Genomic DNA, 1,430 nt, shown 5'->3' with positions numbered 1-1,430 from the left:
AGCACCAGCAGACCCACGCCCTCGGACCAGCCGGTGCCGTCGGCGGAGGCCGAGAACGCCTTGCACCGCCCGTCCGGCGACAGACCCCGCTGCCGGCTGAACTCCACGAACATGCCGGGAGTGGCCATGACGGAAACGCCACCGGCCAGTGCCATGGAGCACTCGCCCTGGCGCAGCGCCTGTGCGGCCAGGTGGAGGGCCACCAGGGAGGACGAACACGCGGTGTCCACCGTCACCGCCGGGCCCTCCAGCCCGAAGGTGTACGCCAGACGGCCCGAGGCCACGCTGGCGGTGTTGCCCGTCAGCAGGTGGCCGTCGTGGCCTCCGGAGGGCTCGTGCAGCCGGGGTCCGTACTCCTGCGCCGTCGCGCCCACGTACACGCCGGTGCGGCTGCCCCGCAGTACGGCGGGGCCGATGCCGGAGCGTTCGAAGGCCTCCCACGCCGTCTCCAGCAGCAGCCGCTGCTGCGGTTCCATGGCGGCCGCTTCGCGGGGGCTGATGCCGAAGAACCCGGCGTCGAACCGGTCCGCGTCATAGAGGAAACCGCCCTTGGCCACCGAGGACGTGCCGACACGCTCGCCGTCGGGGTCGATCAGGGCGTCGAGGTCCCAGCCACGGTTGGCCGGGAAGTCGCCGATGGCATCGCCTCCGGCGATGACCAGACGCCACAGGTCCTCAGGTGAGGCGACCCCGCCGGGCAGCCGGCACGCCATACCGACGATCGCGATCGGCTCGTCCAGTGCCGGAGCCTCGTGCAGCTCGGTGGCACGACTGGTGCCGAGCAGTTCGTCGCGCAGGTGGTCCGCGAGGACGGCGGGAGTCGGGTAGTTGAAGAGGAGACCCGCGGGCAGCGCGATTCCCGTGGCCGTGCTCAGCGCGTTCCGCAGTTCCACGGCCGAGAGGGAGTCGAAGCCGAGGTCCTTGAAGGTCACGTCTACGTCGATGTCACCCGGTGAGCCATGGCCGAGCAACGCCGCCGCGTGGGCACGAACAAGCTCCAGCTCGCTCCCCCGGGACCCCGCGGGTTCCGGCCGCGGGGTCTGCGGTGAGACATCTGTTCGCCCGGCCGGGACGGGTGCAACGGGTGAGCCGTCGAGCCAGTAGGGCCGACGGTGGAAGGCGTAGGTGGGCAGGTCGGTGAGGTCCGTGCCCGGGAGCAGGGAGGTCCAGTCGACCGTGACACCCCGCACATGCAAGGCCGCCAGGGCGGAGACCAGGGTGCGCTGTTCGGGGCGCTCGCGCCGCAGAACCGGTGTCACCACGGCATCGATGTCCGCCTTCTCGGCCAGGCACTCCCGGGCCAGACCCGCCAGGGTGGCATCCGGACCCAACTCCACGAACACCGTCACACCCGCATCGGCCAACGCGGCCACACCATCGGCGAAACGCACCGCCGAGCGGGCCTGAACCGCCCAGTACTCGGGCGCGTA

1 protein-coding gene is annotated in these 1,430 nt (G+C 71.5%); it reads right to left on the bottom strand.

The features are described 5' to 3' along the window. Positions 1-1,430: beta-ketoacyl synthase N-terminal-like domain-containing protein (locus tag ACIHAR_RS39690; RefSeq protein WP_400024135.1), on the bottom strand; the 1,430-nt coding region annotated here is incomplete at both ends.

The sequence above is a fragment of the Streptomyces sp. NPDC052016 genome (genome assembly GCF_044548445.1).
In the GTDB taxonomy this organism is placed as follows: Bacteria; Actinomycetota; Actinomycetes; order Streptomycetales; family Streptomycetaceae; genus Streptomyces.
The sequence above is the reverse complement of the archived record's forward strand: the minus strand, read 5'-3'. Positions and strand labels throughout refer to the sequence as shown.